Annotated in this window: 2 protein-coding genes; both read left to right on the top strand. The window is 52.8% G+C overall.

Annotation, left to right across the window (positions count from 1 at the left end):
• Positions 1-63: 63 nt before the first annotated feature.
• A complete protein-coding gene (locus tag J0A68_RS22430) occupies positions 64-342 on the top strand; it encodes a transposase (RefSeq protein WP_206580501.1) in 279 nt (92 codons plus the stop codon).
• Between the two features lie 23 nt (positions 343-365).
• Positions 366-890 (top strand): DDE-type integrase/transposase/recombinase (locus tag J0A68_RS22425; RefSeq protein WP_206580500.1); only part of this gene is annotated, 525 nt, incomplete at its 3' end.

Genomic DNA, 890 nt, shown 5'->3' with positions numbered 1-890 from the left:
TGAGCATTCCCCAAAAAACAGGACAGTAAATTAAGTTACGATTAACCCCTTAAATTTACTGTGATGACCACACGAAGAAAATTTACCTCGAAGTTCAAGACCAAGGTGGTTTTGGAATTGCTGAAAGAACGTTCGTCTTTGGCCGAGCTTGCCCAGAAGTACGAACTGGCTCCGCAACAGCTCAGCAACTGGAAGCGGGAGTTTCTCAACGGGGCCGAGGAGGTCTTTGAAAAAGGCGGCAAAAACAAAAAAGACCCTGCCGATGAAGAGAAAGACCAGCTGCTCAAGACGATTGGGAAGCTCAAAGTCGAAGTTGATTTTTTAAAAGACGCCTTGCGCTAGAACCTCTGGCAAAACGACGCAGCATGATACGCAAGGGTCATACCGAACTGAGCCTGAAAGCTCAATGCAAGGTCCTGGGCATCCACCGCTCAGGGATCTATTACCAGCCCAAGCCGGAATCGGAGTTGAACCTGGGACTCATGAGGCTGATGGACGAACACTACCTCCATCATCCCCACAAAGGGGCTCCTGGCATGCACACCTGGCTGACCCGGGACAAAGGCTACGCCGTCAGCAAAAACCGGGTCGAACGCCTGTACTACCGCTGCATGGGACTGCAGGCCGTCATGCCCGGCAGGCACACTTCCCGACGGCACAAGGCACACAAAGTGTATCCTTACCTGCTCCGGAATCTGGAAGTCACCCGTCCCAACCAAGTCTGGGCGATGGACATCACCTACATCCCGATGAAAAAGGGCTTCATGTACCTGACCGCGATCATCGATCTGTACAGCCGGTATATCGTCGGCTGGTCCATCTCCAACAACATGGACGCGGAATGGTGCAAGGAGGTGCTCGAAGAGGCCATCAGCCAGTATGGCTGTCCC

The sequence above is a fragment of the Algoriphagus oliviformis genome (assembly GCF_017254915.1).
Classification (GTDB): Bacteria; Bacteroidota; Bacteroidia; order Cytophagales; family Cyclobacteriaceae; genus Algoriphagus; species Algoriphagus oliviformis.
This window is presented reverse-complemented; position numbering and strand designations above follow the sequence as displayed.